Source organism: Stenotrophomonas sp. IS26 (assembly GCF_054188265.1).
The window spans coordinates 1-16,890 of record NZ_JBSZJV010000015.1 but is presented as its reverse complement, the minus strand read 5'-3'; the positions used below and the strand labels follow the sequence as shown (position 1 = coordinate 16,890).

The 16,890-nt window shown below is 68.3% G+C and carries 15 protein-coding genes, 1 other RNA gene and 1 pseudogene; 13 read left to right on the top strand and 4 right to left on the bottom strand.

What is annotated here, in order from left to right; genetic code table 11:
* Genes ACW6W5_RS13285 through ACW6W5_RS13275 form a run of 3 tightly spaced genes read right to left on the bottom strand, consistent with a single transcriptional unit; the run spans position 1 to position 2,632 of the window.
* A complete protein-coding gene (locus tag ACW6W5_RS13285; protein ID WP_152152386.1) occupies positions 1-537 on the bottom strand; it encodes a metal-dependent hydrolase in 537 nt (178 codons plus the stop codon).
* Complete coding sequence (locus ACW6W5_RS13280) at positions 537-962, bottom strand: YraN family protein (RefSeq protein ID WP_226956618.1); 426 nt, start codon at positions 960-962, stop codon at positions 537-539. The genes ACW6W5_RS13285 and ACW6W5_RS13280 overlap by 1 nt, the downstream gene beginning before the upstream one ends.
* Complete coding sequence (locus ACW6W5_RS13275) at positions 911-2,632, bottom strand: penicillin-binding protein activator (protein ID WP_152152384.1); 1,722 nt, start codon at positions 2,630-2,632, stop codon at positions 911-913. Before ACW6W5_RS13275 ends, ACW6W5_RS13280 begins: the two co-directional genes overlap by 52 nt.
* Positions 2,633-2,711: 79 nt before the next feature.
* Here ACW6W5_RS13275 and rsmI point away from each other — a divergent pair, with 79 nt between their 5' ends.
* Together rsmI and rnpB are read left to right on the top strand one after the other, a co-directional pair.
* On the top strand, positions 2,712-3,533 hold the full coding sequence (gene rsmI, locus ACW6W5_RS13270; protein WP_121042690.1) for a 16S rRNA (cytidine(1402)-2'-O)-methyltransferase: 822 nt from the start codon (positions 2,712-2,714) through the stop codon (positions 3,531-3,533).
* 38 nt (positions 3,534-3,571) lie between these two features.
* Positions 3,572-3,922, top strand: an RNA gene (gene rnpB / locus ACW6W5_RS13265) — RNase P RNA component class A.
* 181 nt (positions 3,923-4,103) lie between these two features.
* Here the strand turns inward: rnpB and ACW6W5_RS13260 are convergent.
* Positions 4,104-4,865 (bottom strand): NRDE family protein, encoded by a 762-nt coding sequence (locus tag ACW6W5_RS13260; protein WP_152152381.1) that lies wholly within the window; start codon positions 4,863-4,865, stop codon positions 4,104-4,106.
* Positions 4,866-5,189: 324 nt separating this feature from the next.
* Here ACW6W5_RS13260 and mraZ point away from each other — a divergent pair, with 324 nt between their 5' ends.
* The 11 genes and pseudogenes from mraZ to ACW6W5_RS13205 all read left to right on the top strand — a co-directional run.
* On the top strand, positions 5,190-5,636 hold the full coding sequence (gene mraZ / locus ACW6W5_RS13255) for a division/cell wall cluster transcriptional repressor MraZ (protein WP_019182494.1): 447 nt from the start codon (positions 5,190-5,192) through the stop codon (positions 5,634-5,636).
* 14 nt (positions 5,637-5,650) lie between these two features.
* Positions 5,651-6,619, top strand: a complete 969-nt coding sequence (gene rsmH / locus ACW6W5_RS13250) for a 16S rRNA (cytosine(1402)-N(4))-methyltransferase RsmH (protein WP_121042694.1) — start codon at positions 5,651-5,653, stop codon at positions 6,617-6,619.
* Positions 6,616-6,879 (top strand): cell division protein FtsL, encoded by a 264-nt coding sequence (gene ftsL, locus ACW6W5_RS13245; protein WP_152152380.1) that lies wholly within the window; start codon positions 6,616-6,618, stop codon positions 6,877-6,879. Before rsmH ends, ftsL begins: the two co-directional genes overlap by 4 nt.
* Positions 6,876-8,720: a peptidoglycan D,D-transpeptidase FtsI family protein gene (locus ACW6W5_RS13240; protein WP_121042695.1), complete on the top strand. Its 1,845-nt coding sequence runs from the start codon at positions 6,876-6,878 to the stop codon at positions 8,718-8,720. Before ftsL ends, ACW6W5_RS13240 begins: the two co-directional genes overlap by 4 nt.
* Complete coding sequence (locus ACW6W5_RS13235) at positions 8,717-10,219, top strand: UDP-N-acetylmuramoyl-L-alanyl-D-glutamate--2,6-diaminopimelate ligase (protein ID WP_152152378.1); 1,503 nt, start codon at positions 8,717-8,719, stop codon at positions 10,217-10,219. The genes ACW6W5_RS13240 and ACW6W5_RS13235 overlap by 4 nt, the downstream gene beginning before the upstream one ends.
* Entirely contained in the window at positions 10,216-11,610 is a 1,395-nt protein-coding gene (locus tag ACW6W5_RS13230) for a UDP-N-acetylmuramoyl-tripeptide--D-alanyl-D-alanine ligase (protein WP_152152376.1), read from the top strand. The genes ACW6W5_RS13235 and ACW6W5_RS13230 overlap by 4 nt, the downstream gene beginning before the upstream one ends.
* A complete protein-coding gene (gene mraY / locus ACW6W5_RS13225) occupies positions 11,600-12,685 on the top strand; it encodes a phospho-N-acetylmuramoyl-pentapeptide-transferase (RefSeq protein ID WP_088433957.1) in 1,086 nt (361 codons plus the stop codon). Before ACW6W5_RS13230 ends, mraY begins: the two co-directional genes overlap by 11 nt.
* Entirely contained in the window at positions 12,685-14,013 is a 1,329-nt protein-coding gene (gene ftsW / locus ACW6W5_RS13220) for a putative lipid II flippase FtsW (protein ID WP_121042702.1), read from the top strand. Before mraY ends, ftsW begins: the two co-directional genes overlap by 1 nt.
* On the top strand, positions 14,010-15,104 hold the full coding sequence (murG, locus tag ACW6W5_RS13215; protein WP_152152374.1) for an undecaprenyldiphospho-muramoylpentapeptide beta-N-acetylglucosaminyltransferase: 1,095 nt from the start codon (positions 14,010-14,012) through the stop codon (positions 15,102-15,104). The genes ftsW and murG overlap by 4 nt, the downstream gene beginning before the upstream one ends.
* A 37-nt stretch (positions 15,105-15,141) precedes the next feature.
* The gene (gene murC, locus ACW6W5_RS13210; protein ID WP_121042706.1) at positions 15,142-16,578 is read left to right on the top strand and encodes a UDP-N-acetylmuramate--L-alanine ligase; all 1,437 of its coding nucleotides are present in this window, start codon (positions 15,142-15,144) and stop codon (positions 16,576-16,578) included.
* A pseudogene (locus tag ACW6W5_RS13205) lies at positions 16,575-16,890 on the top strand (D-alanine--D-alanine ligase); the annotation flags it as partial. The gene murC and the pseudogene ACW6W5_RS13205, both read left to right, overlap by 4 nt.

Genomic DNA, 16,890 nt, shown 5'->3' with positions numbered 1-16,890 from the left:
TCAGGTCCGGGAATCAACAGGGGCACGTTGGATCGCGCGCCAGCCGATCACGGCCAGCGCCAGGGGCAGCCACACCCAACGCAGTTCGGAAAGGACGGTCGCCATCCCGCGCGCGCTGAAGAACTGCGGCGCGAAGGGCGAGACGCGGATCGGGCGCCAAGGGGCGAAGAAGCGTTCGCCGCTCCATGGCCACCACAGCGCGACGCCAAGCCCGCCGGAGGTGAATGCATCCAGCAATGGATGCGACAGTGCGCACAGGCCGACGAACGCAGCCGCCTGCACCGCCGTGGCGCGCAGGCGCCGGTGCAGCAGCGCGGCGAGCACGGCCATCAGCGCGGCGAATAGGATCGAATGGCTGGCGCCCCGATGGCCGAAGCTGTCGGCGTAAGGAATGTGCAACGCGAAGGCGAGCACGTCCGCATCCGGCAGCATGGCCGCGACCACGCCGGCGGTGAGCAACGGCGTGGAGATGCGGCCGCGATCCGCGGCGCACCACAGCGCCAGCGGAATGGCGGCGTGGGTAAAGATCGAGGGCATCAGCAGTCTTCCAGCCGGAACGCGTCCCGCAGCCAGTTCAGCTGCGGGGGCTCGCCACTGGCTTCAACTACGTCGAAGCGGCAGGGCTGCTCGGCCAGCCAGGGATGGGATTGCAGGAACAGCTGCGCGGCGATCACCAGCTTGCGTCGCTTGCGCAGATCCACCGAAGCCGCGCCACCGCCGAAGCGGGCACTGGCGCGGTAGCGGACTTCCACGAACACGACGACCTCGCCGTCGCGCATGATCAGGTCGATCTCACCGCGGCGATACCGCGCATTGGTGGTGACCGGGCGCAGCCCGGCCTCACGGAGATGGTGCTGCGCGGCGGCTTCCACCGCCGCACCGCGTACCGCGCGCCCGGTGGGCACGTGGCTCAGTTGCTGCTGGCGATCGGCATCGGCCGGCCGCCGCTGAAGGTCGACCATGCCGGCACCCGCAGTACGTTGCCGTTGCTGTCCAGGAACAGGGTGCCGGTGGCGCCGGCCAGGCCGCCTTCGGTGGCGACCTTGTCCAGGTAGGCGCTGATCTTCCACGCATCGAAACCGAACGCGAACAGGCGACCAGACGCGCCACGCGCCGAGGGCAGGATCTGCCCGGCGGTGGAGGCGGCCGGCAGGCCGGGCACGCCGCGCACGTTCCAGGCTTCGTTGGGGTAGACGATGCCGTCCAGCGCCATGTCTTCTTCCGGCTTGCCGGCACCGACGGTCAGCTGCGAGGTGCCGACGCGGCTCGCGCCACCGGCACCGGCCAGCGCCAGCTGCGGGGTCAGTGCACGCGCCTGCGGCGCCTTCACCGCCAGCAGCACGCCGTCGATGGCGCCTGCCGCGCGCACCTGCGCACCGATGTCGCCGACGGTGTCGCTCACGCCGATGGTGGCCACCACCTGCCCGCCACGCTGCGCGAAGCGCTCGCGGAACGCGGCCGCGGCACGGCGGCCGTTGTCGTCGTTGCTGTGGATCACCAGCACCTTGCTGCGCTCGCGGCCGCGCAGGTATTCGGCGGCGATGATGCCGTCGTCTTCCGGGGCCAGGGAGAAACCGGCGCTGCCGGCCGGCGGGGTGTCCTTGCCGCGGTTCAGGGCGAGCACCGGTACGGGCAGCTCGCGGCGGCCGAACACGGCATCCACTTCGTCGCGCCCCAGCGGGCCGACGATGAAATCGGCACCGGCGGTCACGGCCTTGTCGTAGGCGGCCAAGGCACCGGCGGCGGTACCGGCGGTGTCGATGAACTGGATGTCCGGGCGACGGCGGGTTTCGCCGTAGTAGCCGCTGAGCAGGCCATCGCGGACCGGCTGCGCGGCGGTGGCCAGGCGGCCGCTGAGCGGCAACAGCACCGCCATCTTCACCGGCGGGCGGTAGCCATCGCTCATCGCCGGCGGGCGCTTGCTGGTATCGAACTGCGAGGCGCCTTCGCGATCGAACGGACGCGGCAGCGGCAGGCCACGGGCGATCAGCGCACGGCCGGCGAAGTTGTACAGCGGTTCATTGGCCGGCAGCGCCGCCGCGCGCGCGCGCAGGGTGGCATCGTCCAGCGTGCCGAGCAGGCTGGCGATGGCCTGCTGGTTGTCGCTGCGCGCTTTGCCGGTCAGTGCGGCGTGCGCACGGGCGCGCTCGAGCGCGGCACCGAGGTTGTCGCCGGTGGCCTGCAGTGCGTTGGCGCGGGCCAGGTGCCAGCGGGTTTGCAGCGAGGGGGTGACCGCGTCGGCCGGTTCTTTCAGCGCGGCCAGCGCCTGCGCCGGCTGCTTGTCGGCCAGCGCGAGTTCGGCGGTGGTCAGCTGGTAGCGCTGGAGGCTGGCGCCGCTGAGCTGGCGCGCGGTGAGCTGGGCCAGCAAGGTGCGGGCGCGGGTGGCATCGCCGGCTTCGTGCCAGGCAAAGGCGGCATCGGCCAGGGCGGCGCTGCGGGCACTGCCGCGCAGGGTGTTGGCCAGCGCTTCCAGCTGGACCGCCGCATCGCGCGGCTTGCCCTGCTCGATCAGCGCCAGGGCCTGGCTCTGGGCCGGCGAATCCGGCGCACTGGTGAAGCTGGTCGTGGCGCAGCCGGCAAGCAGCATCAGCGACAACGAAAGGGCGGAGATCCGTACGACGGGCTTGTTCATGATCAGGTCCATTCGATGGGGGCAGCGGCCGTGGCCGGGGAACGGTACGATTCTACCCTTGACCACGGAAGAGCCGCTGATGAGTGCTGTCCCCACGCTGTATGTCGTTGCCACCCCGATCGGCAACCTCGCCGATCTGACCCCGCGCGCGCAGGACGTGCTGCGTTCGGTGGCCGCGATCTGCGCCGAGGACACCCGCCGCAGCGGCCAGCTGTTGGCCCACTTCGGCATCCAGCAGCCGCTGGTGGCCCTGCATGACCACAATGAAGAGGCGTTGTCGCAGCGGATCGTGGCGCGCCTGCTGGCGGGCGAGTCGCTGGCGCTGGTCAGTGATGCCGGCACCCCGCTGGTCAGCGACCCGGGCTACCGCCTGGTCCGCGCCGCGCGCGAAGCCGGGATCAAGGTCAGCCCGATTCCCGGCGCCTGTGCGGCGATCGCCGCGCTCAGCGTGGCCGGCCTGCCGAGCGACCGCTTCACGTTCGAAGGCTTTCTGCCGGCCAAGGCGTCCGGCCGCCGCGAGCGGCTGCATGCGCTGGCCGGTGAAACCCGCACGCTGGTGTTCTACGAATCCTCGCACCGGATCACCGAATCGCTGGCGGACATGGTCGCCGCGTTCGGGCCCGAGCGGCCCGCGGTGCTGGCGCGTGAGCTGACCAAGCTGTTCGAGACCGTGCTGGATGGCGATCTGGCCTCGCTGCTGCAGCAGGTCGAGGCGGACGACAACCAGCGCAAGGGCGAGTTCGTGGTGATGGTGCAGGGCGCGGCCGACGATGAGGAGGCTCAGCTGGTTCAGGGCCGGCGCCTGTACGCCAAGCTGAGCGAGCACCTGCCGCCCTCGACCGCAGCCAAGCTGGCGGCGGAAATCACCGGTGCCCCGCGCAAGGCGTTGTACGGCGGGTAACCGCGATCGTCCTTGTTTTGTGGGACAATGCGCGCGGCGGAGTCGGCCAGACAGTCGCGTCATCCCTTGCGGATGCCGAGGAAAGTCCGGGCTCCACAGGGCAAGGTGCCAGGTAACGCCTGGGCGGCGCGAGCCGACGGAAAGTGCAACAGAAAGATACCGCCTACGTTCCCTTCGGGGAGCCGGTAAGGGTGAAATGGTGCGGTAAGAGCGCACCGCGAGTCTGGTAACAGACCGGCACGGCAAACCCCACCTGGAGCAAGACCAAATAGGGACCTAATGGCGTGGCCCGCGTCGGGTCCGGGTAGGTTGCTTGAGCGCTGCGGTGACGCAGCGCCTAGAAGAATGACTGTCCACGACAAAACCCGGCTTATCGGCCGGCTCCGCCGCTTTTTTCGCGGACTCGCGAAAAAAGCCCCAAGGTTTGCAGCGCAAACCTTGGGCCCCGGGCTACCAGCCTCCAATTCCCCGCGCCTGACGGCGCGCCCCCTTTGACTAAAGGGGGCTGTTACTCGGCTTGATTGTCCTGGGCGTTGAGTACCTGTTGATCACGGCGCTGTCCCTACCGGCTTAGCCGTGCGTTGCCAGCGTCGTTTCACCCACACAGACACCTTCCGCATCGAACCGCCGCTCGGTGATGAAGCCGTGGCCGTTGGCGTCCAGCACGATGATCGTGCTGGCGCGGGTGCCGTACTCGGGGCTTCGGATGAAGGGGGACGACAGCCAGCGCTCGCGCTCCAGGCCGATGCCGGTATCCGGCAGGGTGCTGTCCTCAGCGCGGGTTTCATCACGCAGGGCCTTCCACAGCGGGGCCAGATCATCGTCGCCGTGGTCCACCCATGCGCGCAGTGCTGCGTTCAATGTCACGGTTTTCGGCCACGGCGCATCCAGCGGCCCGTTGGACATGCCATGGATGCCCGGCGCCAGCGACTGGCGGTGCAGGGGGTGGTTGCCCAGGAACTGGCAGCTGTCGCGATCGGCCAGTAACAGATTGAAGGGGGCGAATTCGACTGCCCGCCGCGCGAGCTCGTCCGCGAACAGTGCGGCCGGCGCGGCATCACGCAGATAGTCGGCCACCAGTGCGCCGCGGGAGGGGCCGGTCTGCCGGGCTTGCGGATCGCGGACGTTGGTCACCACCGCCATCCGCCCCGCCGGGCCGATCCCGGCCCAGGTCCCTCCCGAGCGCAGGTCGCGGCCGGCGGCCACTCCGTCATCCGGTGCGGGCCATCGGCGCAGGGCGGCGGTCGGCCGCGCGTGGAACTCATCGCGGTTACCGGCCATCACCAACGGCCAGCGGGGGAGGGTTTTCCAGGCAAGCGCGAGCAGACACATGCCTCACAGTGTGCCGGTTCTGCGCAGCGCCGGGGCGATGGCGACCCCGTCAGGGATGAATACGGGCGGATGTTTCACGCGGTCTCCACAGGCCTGAACTTCGGCGAAATCTCAAAAAATGAGACGAAACAGCAACTTGTGGATAAGCCTTGAACAAGTCTCTAAACATTGCTGCAAGCCCTTGATGTTCAAAGTGATTTCCCCTTCGCAAAGTTGTTGACAACCCAATCGGCACTGCTAAGGTGGGCATCAGAGGGGAAACCGGGTTTTTTGTGGTTTTTCGTGGTTCAATGTTTCACCGGGCGAAGGAAAGGTGAAAACGTCGTGTTTCAAGGCGAGACGGCCATCACTGTTGACGACAAAGGGCGCATGGCGGTTCCGACCGCGCATCGCGACCTTGTCGCGCGTGTGAGCAACAACCGTCTGGTCCTGACCTACAACCCGTTCGAGTCCGGCTGCCTCTGGTTGTACGCCGAACAGGAATGGGAACGCGTCCGTGATGACGTCATGTCCAAGCCCAACACACAGCGCGTCGTGCGCCTCCTGCAACAGAAGCTGGTCGGTTCGGCCGCGCATCTGGAGTTGGACGGCAACGGCCGCATCAGTATTCCCGCCAGCCACCGTGGTGCCGTTGGCATTGAAAAGAAGGCGGTGCTGCTCGGTATGGGCGACAAATTCGAATTGTGGAGCGAGCAGGCTCATCGCGCGTTGATCCAGCAGACGTTGTCTGACGAGGATCTCGGCGATGGGTTGCTCGACCTGAAGTTGTGAGCCGGGGTGCCCGGATGCGCGGAGCAGCGCAGACCGGTCACCTTCCGGTGTCGCAGCCGCCGGCAGGCCACCTGCCGGTCCTGTACACGCAGGTCCTGGACGGCCTGAAGGTGATCGAAAACGGAGTGTATCTCGATGGCACGTTTGGTCGTGGCGGTCACGCCCGCGGCGTGCTCGAGCAACTCGGTCCTGGAGGCCGGCTGCTGGTCATGGACAAGGATCCGGAGGCGATTGCGGTAGCCGAGCGTGATTTCGCGCCGGACCCGCGCGTCTCGATCTTCCGTGGCAGCTTTGCTGATCTGCTGCACTGGGAGGCCACCGCGCAGGGCCTGGATGGCGTGCTGTTCGACCTGGGCGTGTCCTCGCCCCAGCTGGATGTTGCCGAGCGCGGTTTCAGCTTCGGCAAGGACGGCCCGCTGGACATGCGCATGGATCCGGACAGCGGTGAAAGCGCGGCGCAGTGGCTCAACCGTGTTGAAGAGCGCGAGCTGATGGACGTGCTGTGGACCTACGGCGAAGAGCGCCAGGGTCGCCGCATCGCCAAGGCCATCGTCGCCCGCCGCGACAAGCAACCCTTCACCCGCACCGCCGAGCTGGCGGAGTTGATCGCCTCGGTGATGCCGCGTGGCAAGGACAAGATCCACCCGGCCACGCGCAGCTTCCAGGCGATCCGCATCCATATCAACCGCGAACTGGCCGACCTTGAGGCCGGCCTGGACGCGGCACTGGCACGCCTCAAGCCCGGTGGCCGGCTGGCGGTGATCAGCTTCCATTCGCTGGAAGACCGCATCGTCAAGCAGTTCATGAACCGCTACGCCAAGGCACCGCCGAGCAACCGCCGGTTGCCCGAGCTGGCCGCCTTCGTGCCGACGCTGGACCTGCACGGTGGCGCCATCAAGGCCGAAGACGACGAGCTGGCGGTCAATCCGCGCTCACGCAGCGCCGTGCTGCGTGTCGCCGAAAAGCGCGAGGTGGCTGGATGAGCCGCCTGCTGTTGATCGTGCTGCTGGCCTGCACCGTCGCGTCTGCGATCGGTGTGGTGTTCATGCGCCATCGCCACCGCCAGACCTTCGTGGAGCTGTCCCGGGTTGAGCGTGCGCGCGATGAGATCAACATCGAGTTCGGTCGCCTGCAGCTTGAGCAGGCCACCCTGGCCGAGGCCACCCGGGTCGACCGCGTCGCCCGCGAGCGCCTGGGCATGAAGTTCCCCGAAGCGACCGATGTCGTGGTGATCCGGCCATGAACAAGTCCGGCCGCAACCGTGCGCGCAACAGCTTCAACCTCCGCCAGCGCCTGAAGTGGGTGGGGCTGGCGCTCGGCCTGTGCTCGGTCTCGCTGGTCGGCCGTGCCGCCTACGTGCAGATCATCAACAGCGAGTTCTACCAGCGCCAGGGCGAAGCCCGTTACCTGCGCGAGCTGCCGATCAACACCTCGCGCGGCATGATCACCGACCGCAATGGCGAGCCGGTCGCGGTGTCCACCCCGGTCGCCTCGATCTGGGTCAACCCGCAGGAACTGCTGCGTTCGCCGGACCGTATCCCCGAGCTGGCGACCGCGCTGGGCATGCCGCTGGATGAGCTGACCTCCAAGCTCTCGCAGAAGGCGGATAAAGAATTCATGTACCTGCGCCGCCGGATCAATCCGGACGACGCGGAAAAAGTGGTCGCGATGAAGATCCCGGGCGTGGCCTCGCAGCGCGAGTTCCGTCGTTTCTACCCGCAGGGTGAGGCGATGGCGCACGTGCTCGGCTTCACCAACATCGACGACCGCGGCCAGGAAGGGCTGGAGCTGGCCTTCGACGAATGGCTGCGCGGCAAGGCCGGCGCCAAGCGCGTGATCCGCAACCGCAAGGGCGATACGGTGGAGAGCGATCTGCTGCGGGCCGCCGAGCCGGGCAAGGACCTCACTCTCAGCATCGACCGCCGCATCCAGTTCCTGGCCTTCAAGGAGCTGCGCAACGCGCTGATCGAGAACAAGGCCGCGGGCGGCTCGATGGTGATCATGGATGTGGCCACCGGCGAGATCCTGGCCATGGTCAACCTGCCGACCTACAACCCCAATGCCGTCGGTGGCGCTGCGCCGGACACCCGCCGCAACCGCGCGGTGACCGATCTGGTCGAGCCGGGTTCGACCATGAAGCCGCTGACCATCGCCTCGGCGTTGCAGTCCGGCGTGGTCACCAAAGACACCACGGTGGACACCAACCCGGGCTACATGGCGCTGGGCCGCTACACGATCAAGGACGTGCCGCGGAACAATGGCGTGCTCAACGTCACCGGCGTGATCACCCGCAGCTCGAACATCGGGGCGGCCAAGATCGCCGCCAAGATGCCGGACCAGGTCTTCTACGACCACATTCACAGCTTCGGTTATGGCGTTGCCCCGCACAGCGGCTTCCCGGGCGAATCGGCCGGCGTGCTGCCGCGCCCGGCGCGCTGGAGTGGTCCCTCCAAGACCACCATGTCCTACGGCTACGGCCTGAATGTCAGCCCGCTGCAGATCGCGACCGCCTACTCGGCGCTGGGCAACGGCGGCAAGCTGATCGCGCCGACCTTCGTCAAGGGCCAGCGCAACGAAGGCAAGCAGATCATCGACGAGAAGATCGCCAAGGAAGTCGTGGCGATGATGGAAACCGTGGTCACCCAGGGCGGCGCCAAGCAGGCGGCGGTGCTGGGTTACCACGTGGCCGGCAAGACCGGCACCGCCCGCAAGGCCGGCCCCGGCGGTTACGAGCGTGGCCATTACAACGCGCTGTTCGCCGGCGTGGTGCCCGCCACCAACCCGCGCTTCGCCACGGTGATCGTCATCAACGACCCGCAGGGCGGCAAGTATTACGGCGGCCTGGTCTCCGCGCCGGTGTTCCACAACGTGATGGAGGGCGCGCTGCGCCTGATGGACGTGCCGCCGGACGACATCGAGTCGTGGCTGGCCGCCCAGCAGTCCGGAAAGATGGGCCACTCGGCCTCGGTGCTGCCGATGCCGCCGCCGGAAACGGTGATCGCGCCCGATGCCGCCGCAGAATTCGATGCCGCGCTGCCCAGCGCGCACGCCACAGTGCCGCCCGCGCAGGGAGGCACGCAATGAGCCAGATGATGTTGCTGTCGCAGTTGCTTCCCGATGTGGTGCTGAGCCACGACCCGACCATCACCGGCCTGGTGCTGGACAGCCGTGCGGTGCGCCCGGGCAATGCCTTCGTGGCGATCGCCGGCTTCGGCGCGCACGGGCTGGGCTTCGTCGATCAGGCCCGCGCCAACGGCGCCGGGGCGATCCTGTTCGAGCCGCCGGCCCCGGCCGAGCTGCCGGCCCCGGCCGATGCGATTGCCGTGCCGGGCCTGCGCCACCGCATGGGCGCGATGGCCGATCAGTTCCACGGCCACCCCTCGCACGCGATGACGATGGTCGGGGTGACCGGCACCAACGGTAAAACCTCCACCGTGCAGTTGCTGGCCCAGGCCTGGCACCTGCTCGGCACCCGCAGCGGCAGTATCGGCACGTTGGGCGTCGGCCTTTATGGCGACGTGGTGCCGACCGGCTTCACCACGCCGCTGGTGCTGCAGATGCATGAGGTGCTGGCGCAGCTGCGTGACGGGGGTGCCCAGGCCGTGGCGATGGAAGTCAGCTCGCACGCGCTCGATCAGGGCCGCGTGGATGCCGTGCATTACGACGTTGCGGTGTTCACCAATCTCACCCGCGACCATCTCGACTATCACGGCGACATGGCGCAGTACGGTGCGGCCAAGGCCAAGCTGTTCCACCGCGACGGGCTCACGGCCGCCGTGGTCAACCTCGATGACAGCTTCGGCAGCGAACTGCTGCGCACCGTCGGGGAGACCGTGCGTCCGATCGGCGTGAGCTCGCGCGGTGCCGCACAGGCCACCGTACGCGCTGATTCACTCACCCTGGATGGCCGCGGCATCGCCTTCGATCTGGTCGTGGACGGTCAGCGCCACCCGGTGCAGTCGCCGCTGCTCGGCCGGTTCAATGTAGACAACCTGCTGGCCGTGGCCGGTGCGCTGTATGCGCTGGATCACGCCCCAGCCGCGATCGCCGCGCTGCTCTCGCAGCTGCAGCCGATCGCCGGCCGCATGAACCGCCTGGGCGGCGAGGGTGGCCTGCCCACCGTCGTGGTCGATTACGCGCACACCCCGGATGCGCTGGAACAGGCACTGGCCAGCGTGCAGGGCCATCTGGCCGGGCGCCTGATCTGCGTGTTCGGCTGCGGCGGCGAGCGCGATACCGGCAAGCGCCCGCAGATGGCCGCCATCGCCGAGCAACACGCCGACGTGGTGATCGTCACCGACGACAATCCGCGCGGCGAAGACGGCGACGTGATCGTGGCCGACATCCTCAAGGGATTTGATGCACCCGCTGCCGTCACCGTGCAGCGCGACCGCGCCGCCGCGATCGCCACCGCGATCGGCCAGGCCGGTGCGGGCGATATCGTGCTGATCGCCGGCAAGGGTCACGAGCCCTATCAGGAGATCCACGGGGTCAAGCACGCCTTCGATGACACCGAGGTGGCCGGCCGTGTGCTGGCCGCGCGCGTAGACAACGCGGGCACGCCGCGCATGGAGGCACCATGAAGCGCACCCCCCTGTCGCTGATCGCTCACTGGGCCGGTGGCGAGATCCATGGCGAAGATACCGCTATCGATGCCATCAGCAATGACACCCGTACGCTCGCGCCGGGCAGCCTGTATGTGGCGCTGCGTGGCGAGCGTTTCGATGGCCATGACTTCGCGGCCGACGCGCTGGCGCGCGGTGCCTCGGCGATGCTGGTCGAGCGCCTGCTCGATGTCGCCCTGCCGCAGATCGTGGTCGCCGACAGCGAGCATGCCCTGGGCCGCATCGCCGCCGGCATGCAGCGCGACCGCGACACCGCGGTCTTCGCGATCACCGGCAGCAACGGCAAGACCAGCGTCAAGAGCCTGCTGCTGGCGATCCTGGAGCAGGTGGCACGTGACGACCGCAAGGTGGTCTACGCCAACCCGGGCAACCGCAACAACGAGATCGGCCTGCCGCTGGCAGTGCTCGATGCCCCGGAAGATGCCGACTACGCCGTCTACGAGATGGGCGCCGGCAAGCCGGGCGACATCGCCTACCTCACCGAGATCGCGCGCCCGCACTACGCGCTGGTGAACAACATCGCCCCGGCGCATCTGGAACGCATGGGCAGCCTGCAGGGCGTGGCCACCACCAAGGGCGCGATCTACGCGGCGCTGCCTTCCGATGGCGTGGCCGTGATCAATGCCGATGACGCCTTCGGGATCTGGTTCGAGCAGCACATCGTCGGCCAGCCGCCACGCTGCCGCGTGCTGCGTTACGGCCTGGAGCACACCGCCGATGTCACCGCGCGTGCGATCCGCCCGGCCGCGCAGGGCAGCCAGTTCGTGCTGTGCACGCCCGCGGGCGATGCCGAGATCACGCTGGGCCTGCCGGGCCGGCACAACATCAGCAACGCGCTGGCCGCTGCCTCGCTGGCGCTGGCCGCGGGCATTGCGGTGGCGCAGATCGCCGCCGGCCTGGCCCGCGCCGAGCCGGTGCCCGGCCGCCAGATCGCGCACCAGCTGCCCAGCGGCGCGGTGCTGATCGATGACAGCTACAACGCCAACCCCGGTTCGCTGGCCGCCGCCATCGATGCCCTGGCTGCCTCGAAGGACGAGGGCTGGCTGGTACTGGGCGACATGCGCGAACTCGGCCCGGACGGCGAGGCGCTGCATGCCCAGGCAGGTCGCCGCGCCCGCGATGCCGGCCTGAAGCGGCTGTATACGCTCGGCCCGCTGAGCGCCGCCGCCTCGACCGCCTTCGGTGAAGGCGGCCAGCAGTTCCAGAGCCATCAGGCCCTGGCCACCGCGCTCGCCGCCGAACTGCATGCCGGCGTGCGCTGCCTGGTCAAGGGCTCGCGTGGCAGCGCCATGGACACGATCGTCAAAGCGCTGCTCGCGCAAGGAGAGGAAACCCCCAATGTTGCTTGAACTGGCCCGATGGCTGCAGCAGTTGGAGAGCCTGTTCGGGCTGTTCGGCTACCTGACCCTGCGCGGCATCCTCGCGGCGCTGACCGCCCTGTTCCTGTCGCTGTGGCTCGGCCCGGCGATGATCCGCAAGCTGGCCCAGTTCAAGGGCGGCCAGCCGATCCGTACGGATGGTCCGCAGACCCATTTCGCCAAGGCCGGCACGCCGACCATGGGCGGCTCGCTGATCCTGCTGACGATCACGCTGTCGGTGCTGCTGTGGGCTGACCTGCGCAACCGTTACGTCTGGCTGGTGCTGGCCGTGATGCTGTGCTTCGGCGCGATCGGCTGGTACGACGACTGGATCAAGATCGTCCGCCGCGACCCGAACGGCCTGAAGTCGCGCTGGAAGTACCTGCTGCAGTCGATCTTCGGTCTGGCGGCCGGTCTGTTCCTGTTCTACACCGCCGATGTCCCGGCGGCGATGACGTTCTACATCCCGATGTTCAAATCGATCGCGCTGCCGCTGGCCGGCATCAGCTTCGTGGCCATCGCGTATTTCTGGATCGTCGGCTTCTCCAACGCGGTCAACCTGACCGACGGCCTGGACGGGCTGGCGATCATGCCGACCGTGCTGGTCGCCTGCGCGCTGGGCGTGTTCGCCTATGCCTCGGGCAACGTGGTGTTCTCCAGCTACCTGCAGATCCCGCAGATCCCGGGCGCCGGTGAGCTGGTCATCATCTGCGCGGCGATCGCCGGCGCAGGCCTGGGCTTCCTCTGGTTCAACACCTATCCGGCCATGGTCTTCATGGGCGATATCGGCGCGCTGGCGCTGGGTGCGGTGCTGGGCACGATCGCGGTGATCACCCGCCAGGAACTGGTGCTGGTGGTGATGGGCGGCGTGTTCGTGATCGAGACGCTGTCGGTGATGATCCAGGTCGCTTCGTTCAAGCTGACCGGCAAGCGCGTGTTCCGCATGGCGCCGATCCACCACCACTTCGAACTGAAGGGCTGGCCGGAGCCGCGTGTGATCGTGCGCTTCTGGATCATCTCCGTCGTGCTGGTCCTGATCGGCCTGGCCACGTTGAAGGTCCGCTGATGAACGACCTGTCGCGCCAAGCCACCCGCCTGGAAGCCATCGGAGGCCACTTCGACAAGTGGCTGCTGGGTGCGATCATCGCGCTCACCGGGCTGGGCGTGGTGATGGTCGCGTCGAGCTCGATCGCGTTGATGAGCAGCCCGTTCTATTACCTCAACCGCCACCTGATTTTCCTGGCGGTAGGTATCGGCCTGGCGATCATCGCCATGCGCACCGAGCTCAAGAGCATCGAGCAGTACAACCAGATCCTGCTGCTGGGCTGCTTCGCGCTGCTGGTGGTGGTGTTCATCCCGGGCCTGGGCAGCAGCGTCAACGGTGCCCGCCGCTGGATCAACCTGGGCATCTCCAAGTTCCAGACCGTCGAAGCGGTGAAGGTGCTCTACATCGTGTGGCTGTCCAGCTATCTGGTCCGCTTCCGCGATGAGGTCAACGCGACCTGGCCGGCAATGCTCAAGCCGCTCGGCGTGGCCGGCGCGCTGGTGGTGCTGCTGCTGCTGCAGCCGGACTTCGGCTCGTCCACGCTGCTGCTGGCGATCACCGCCGGCATGCTGGTGCTGGGCGGGGTCAACATGCCGCGCATGTCCATGCCGGTGATCATCGGCATGGTCGGCATGAGCGCGCTGGCGATCATCGAGCCGTACCGCATGCGCCGCATCACCTCCTTCCTGGATCCGTGGGCCGATCAGCAGGGCGACGGCTACCAGCTCTCCAATGCGCTGATGGCCGTGGGCCGTGGCGAGTGGACCGGCGTGGGCCTGGGCAACTCGGTGCAGAAGCTCTATTACCTGCCCGAAGCGCATACCGACTTCATCTTTTCGGTCACCGCCGAGGAGCTGGGCTTCCTCGGCACCTGCCTGATCATCTCGCTGTATGCGCTGCTGGTCGGCCGCACCTTCTGGCTGGGCATGCGCTGCGTGGAAATGAAGCGCCACTTCTCCGGCTACATCGCTTTTGGCATCGGCCTGTGGATCAGCATGCAGAGCTTCGTTTCGATCGGGGTCAACCTCGGCATCCTGCCGACCAAGGGCCTGACCCTGCCGCTGATCTCCTCCGGCGGCTCCAGCGTGCTGATGACCTGCGTGGCGATGGGCCTGCTGCTGCGCGTTTCCTATGAACTGGACCGCGCCGAGCGCCGCCAGGCCGTGCGCATGGGCGCCGACCAGGATGGCCCGTTGCCCGGCGATGTTCCCAAGGCCGACAGCGCCAGCGCGGTCGCCGCGGCGATGCAGGACAGCGGCAACCGCGACACCGCACCGCGTGACAGCGCCACCCGTGGCACCAGCCGCATGCAGCAGCGCATCGAACCGACGCTGGGGAGAATGGGATGAGCACGCCTCGCCTCGATCCGTCCCAGCGCCCGGTCATGATCATGGCCGGCGGTACCGGTGGGCACATCTTCCCCGGCCTGGCCGTGGCCAAGGTGCTGCGCGAACGTGGCGTGCCGGTCACCTGGCTCGGTGCCGATGGCGCGATGGAAACGCGCCTGGTGCCGCAGCACGATATCCACATTGATACGCTGGCCATCGCCGGCCTGCGTGGCAAGGGCAAGCTGGCCCTGATCGGCGCACCGCTGCGGCTGCTGCGTGCGATCCGTGCGGCCGGCTTCCTGATCCGCGATCGCCAGCCGCGGGCGGTGATCGCCTTCGGCGGCTTCGCCTCCGGCCCCGGCGGTATCGCCGCGCGCCTGCATGGCCTGCCGCTGCTGGTGCACGAACAGAACCGCGCACCGGGCCTCACCAACCGCGTGCTGTCGCGCTTCGCCCGTCGCGTGCTGGCCGGTTTTCCGGGCAGCTTCGCCAAACGCGAGGAAGCGGTCGGTAACCCGGTGCGTGCCGAGATCGCTGCGATCACGCCGCCGGAGCTGCGCCTGGCCAACCGTCAGGGGCCGCTGCGTCTGCTGGTGCTTGGCGGCAGCCAGGGCGCACGCGCGCTCAACAACGCAGTGCCCAAGGCACTGGCCGCACTGGGCGCTGGCATGCCGGTGCAGGTGCGCCACCAGAGCGGCGAGAAGCTGCATGCCGAAGCGCTGCAGGCGTATGTCGATGCCGGTGTGCAGGCCAGCGTGGAACCGTTCATTGCCGATATGGCCGAGGCGTTCGCCTGGGCCGATCTGGTGGTGTGCCGCTCCGGCGCCTCCACCCTGGCCGAGCTGTGCGCCGTCGGTGTGGGCAGCGTGCTGGTGCCGTTCGCTGCGGCCGTCGACGATCACCAGACCCGCAACGCGGAGTATCTGGTCGAGCGCGGCGCCGCGGTGTTGCTGAAGCAGGATGAAACGCTGGCGACGCAGCTGGAAGGCGTGTTGCGCGATTTGTCCGAACATTCCGCCCGACGCATGCAGATGGCCAACGCCGCGCGTGCCCTGGCCAAGGTCGATGCCGCTGAGCGCATTGCCGACATCATTCTCGAGGAATCCAAATGAACACCGCTACGCGCGCCAGCCTGGCGCGAGGCCGCGCATGATCCGCCGCCTCCACGACACCAACGACCTGGTACGCGCGTTCCCGCGCGTGCACTTCGTCGGCATCGGCGGCACCGGCATGAGCGGCATCGCCGAAGTGATGCTGACGCTGGGCTATGAAGTGTCCGGTTCGGACAATGCCGACAACGCCGCGACCCGCCGCCTGGCCGGCCTGGGTGCGCGCGTGATGCGCGGCCACTCGGCGGCCAACGTGCTTGGTACCGACTGCGTGGTCGTCTCCAGCGCGATCCGCGATGACAACCCGGAACTGATGGAAGCGCGCAGCCAGCGCATTCCGATCATGCCGCGCGCGGCGATGCTGGCCGAACTGATGCGCTTCCGCCGCGGCATCGCGGTGGCCGGCACGCACGGCAAGACCACCACCACCAGCCTCACCGCCGCGGTGCTGAGCGAAGGCGGGCTGGACCCGACCTTCGTGATCGGCGGCCAGCTGCTCGCCGCCGGTGCCAACGCCAAGCTTGGCGGTGGCCAGTGGCTGGTGGCCGAAGCCGACGAAAGCGATGGCAGCTTCCTGCGCCTGAACCCGCTGGTCTCGGTGATCACCAACATCGATTCGGACCACCTGGAAAACTACGGCAACGATTTTGCCCGCGTCCAGGCCGCGTTCGCCGAGTTCCTGCAGCGCCTGCCGTTCTACGGGCTGGCGGTGCTGTGCATCGACGATCCGGAAGTGGCCGCATTGGCCGCGCAGACGCCACGCCATGTCATGAGCTATGGCATGAGCAGCAACGCTGACGTGCGTGCCGAGGATGTGGTCCAGGACGGGCCGCGCATGCATTTCACCCTGCGCCTGCCGGAAGGCAGCAGCCACCCGGTGACGCTGGCCCTGCCGGGCGAGCACAACGTGCTCAACGCGCTGGCCGCCGCCGCCGTGGGCTGGCAGCTGGGCGTGGCGCCGGAGGCGATCGCGCGTGCGCTGGAGAGCTTTGCCGGCATCGGCCGCCGCTTCAATGACCTGGGCATCGTCACCACGCACACCGGTGCCAAGGTCCGCGTGATCGACGATTACGGCCACCACCCGCGTGAGCTGGCCGCCGTGTTCGCTGCTGCCCGGGGTGGCTGGCCGAGCCAGCGCCTGGTCGTGGCGTTCCAGCCACACCGTTACAGCCGCACCCGCGATCAGTTCGATGCCTTTGCCGCGGTGCTGTCCGAAGTGGATGCGCTGGTGCTGAGCGAGGTGTACCCGGCCGGCGAAGCGCCGATCCCGGGCGCCGATTCGCGTTCGCTGGCCCGCGCCATCCGTGCGCGCGGCCGCAGCGAGCCGGTCGTGGTCGGCAACGCCGCCGAACTGGCCCACGTGCTGCCCGACGTGCTGCAGGACGGTGACCTGCTGCTGATGATGGGGGCCGGTGACATCGGCTACATCGCCCAGCAGATCGCCGGCGAAGGTTTCCAGGAGACCCCGGCGGCATGAACGCGCTGACCTTCCCGCCGCTGCGCCTCACCGACCCGGCCATGTTCGGCCGCGTCGCCGTGCTGCTGGGGGGTACCTCCAGCGAGCGCAACGTCTCGCTGGATTCCGGCCGCAACGTGATCGAAGCGCTGCGCGCGCGCGGCGTCGATGCGATCGCGGTCGACGGCATCCCGGCCCTGGCGCTCGCGCTGGTCGAGAAGCGCTTCGACCGCGTCTTCAACATTCTCCACGGCCATAACGGCGGTGGCGAAGATGGCATCGTGCAGGGCCTGATGGAAGCCTTCGGCGTGCCCTACACCGGCTCGGACGTGC

Excerpts from the sequence above, each read along its gene's own strand:
- ACW6W5_RS13285 (WP_152152386.1), bottom strand. The coding sequence starts at position 537 with ATGCCCTCGATCTTTACCCACGCCGCCATTCCGCTGGCGCTGTGGTGC.
- ACW6W5_RS13280 (WP_226956618.1), bottom strand. The coding sequence starts at position 962 with ATGGTCGACCTTCAGCGGCGGCCGGCCGATGCCGATCGCCAGCAGCAA.
- ACW6W5_RS13275 (WP_152152384.1), bottom strand. The coding sequence starts at position 2,632 with ATGAACAAGCCCGTCGTACGGATCTCCGCCCTTTCGTTGTCGCTGATG.
- rsmI (WP_121042690.1), top strand. The coding sequence starts at position 2,712 with ATGAGTGCTGTCCCCACGCTGTATGTCGTTGCCACCCCGATCGGCAAC.
- ACW6W5_RS13260 (WP_152152381.1), bottom strand. The coding sequence starts at position 4,865 with ATGTGTCTGCTCGCGCTTGCCTGGAAAACCCTCCCCCGCTGGCCGTTG.
- rsmH (WP_121042694.1), top strand. The coding sequence starts at position 5,651 with ATGCGCGGAGCAGCGCAGACCGGTCACCTTCCGGTGTCGCAGCCGCCG.
- ftsL (WP_152152380.1), top strand. The coding sequence starts at position 6,616 with ATGAGCCGCCTGCTGTTGATCGTGCTGCTGGCCTGCACCGTCGCGTCT.
- ACW6W5_RS13240 (WP_121042695.1), top strand. The coding sequence starts at position 6,876 with ATGAACAAGTCCGGCCGCAACCGTGCGCGCAACAGCTTCAACCTCCGC.
- ACW6W5_RS13235 (WP_152152378.1), top strand. The coding sequence starts at position 8,717 with ATGAGCCAGATGATGTTGCTGTCGCAGTTGCTTCCCGATGTGGTGCTG.
- ACW6W5_RS13230 (WP_152152376.1), top strand. The coding sequence starts at position 10,216 with ATGAAGCGCACCCCCCTGTCGCTGATCGCTCACTGGGCCGGTGGCGAG.
- mraY (WP_088433957.1), top strand. The coding sequence starts at position 11,600 with ATGTTGCTTGAACTGGCCCGATGGCTGCAGCAGTTGGAGAGCCTGTTC.
- ftsW (WP_121042702.1), top strand. The coding sequence starts at position 12,685 with ATGAACGACCTGTCGCGCCAAGCCACCCGCCTGGAAGCCATCGGAGGC.
- murG (WP_152152374.1), top strand. The coding sequence starts at position 14,010 with ATGAGCACGCCTCGCCTCGATCCGTCCCAGCGCCCGGTCATGATCATG.
- murC (WP_121042706.1), top strand. The coding sequence starts at position 15,142 with ATGATCCGCCGCCTCCACGACACCAACGACCTGGTACGCGCGTTCCCG.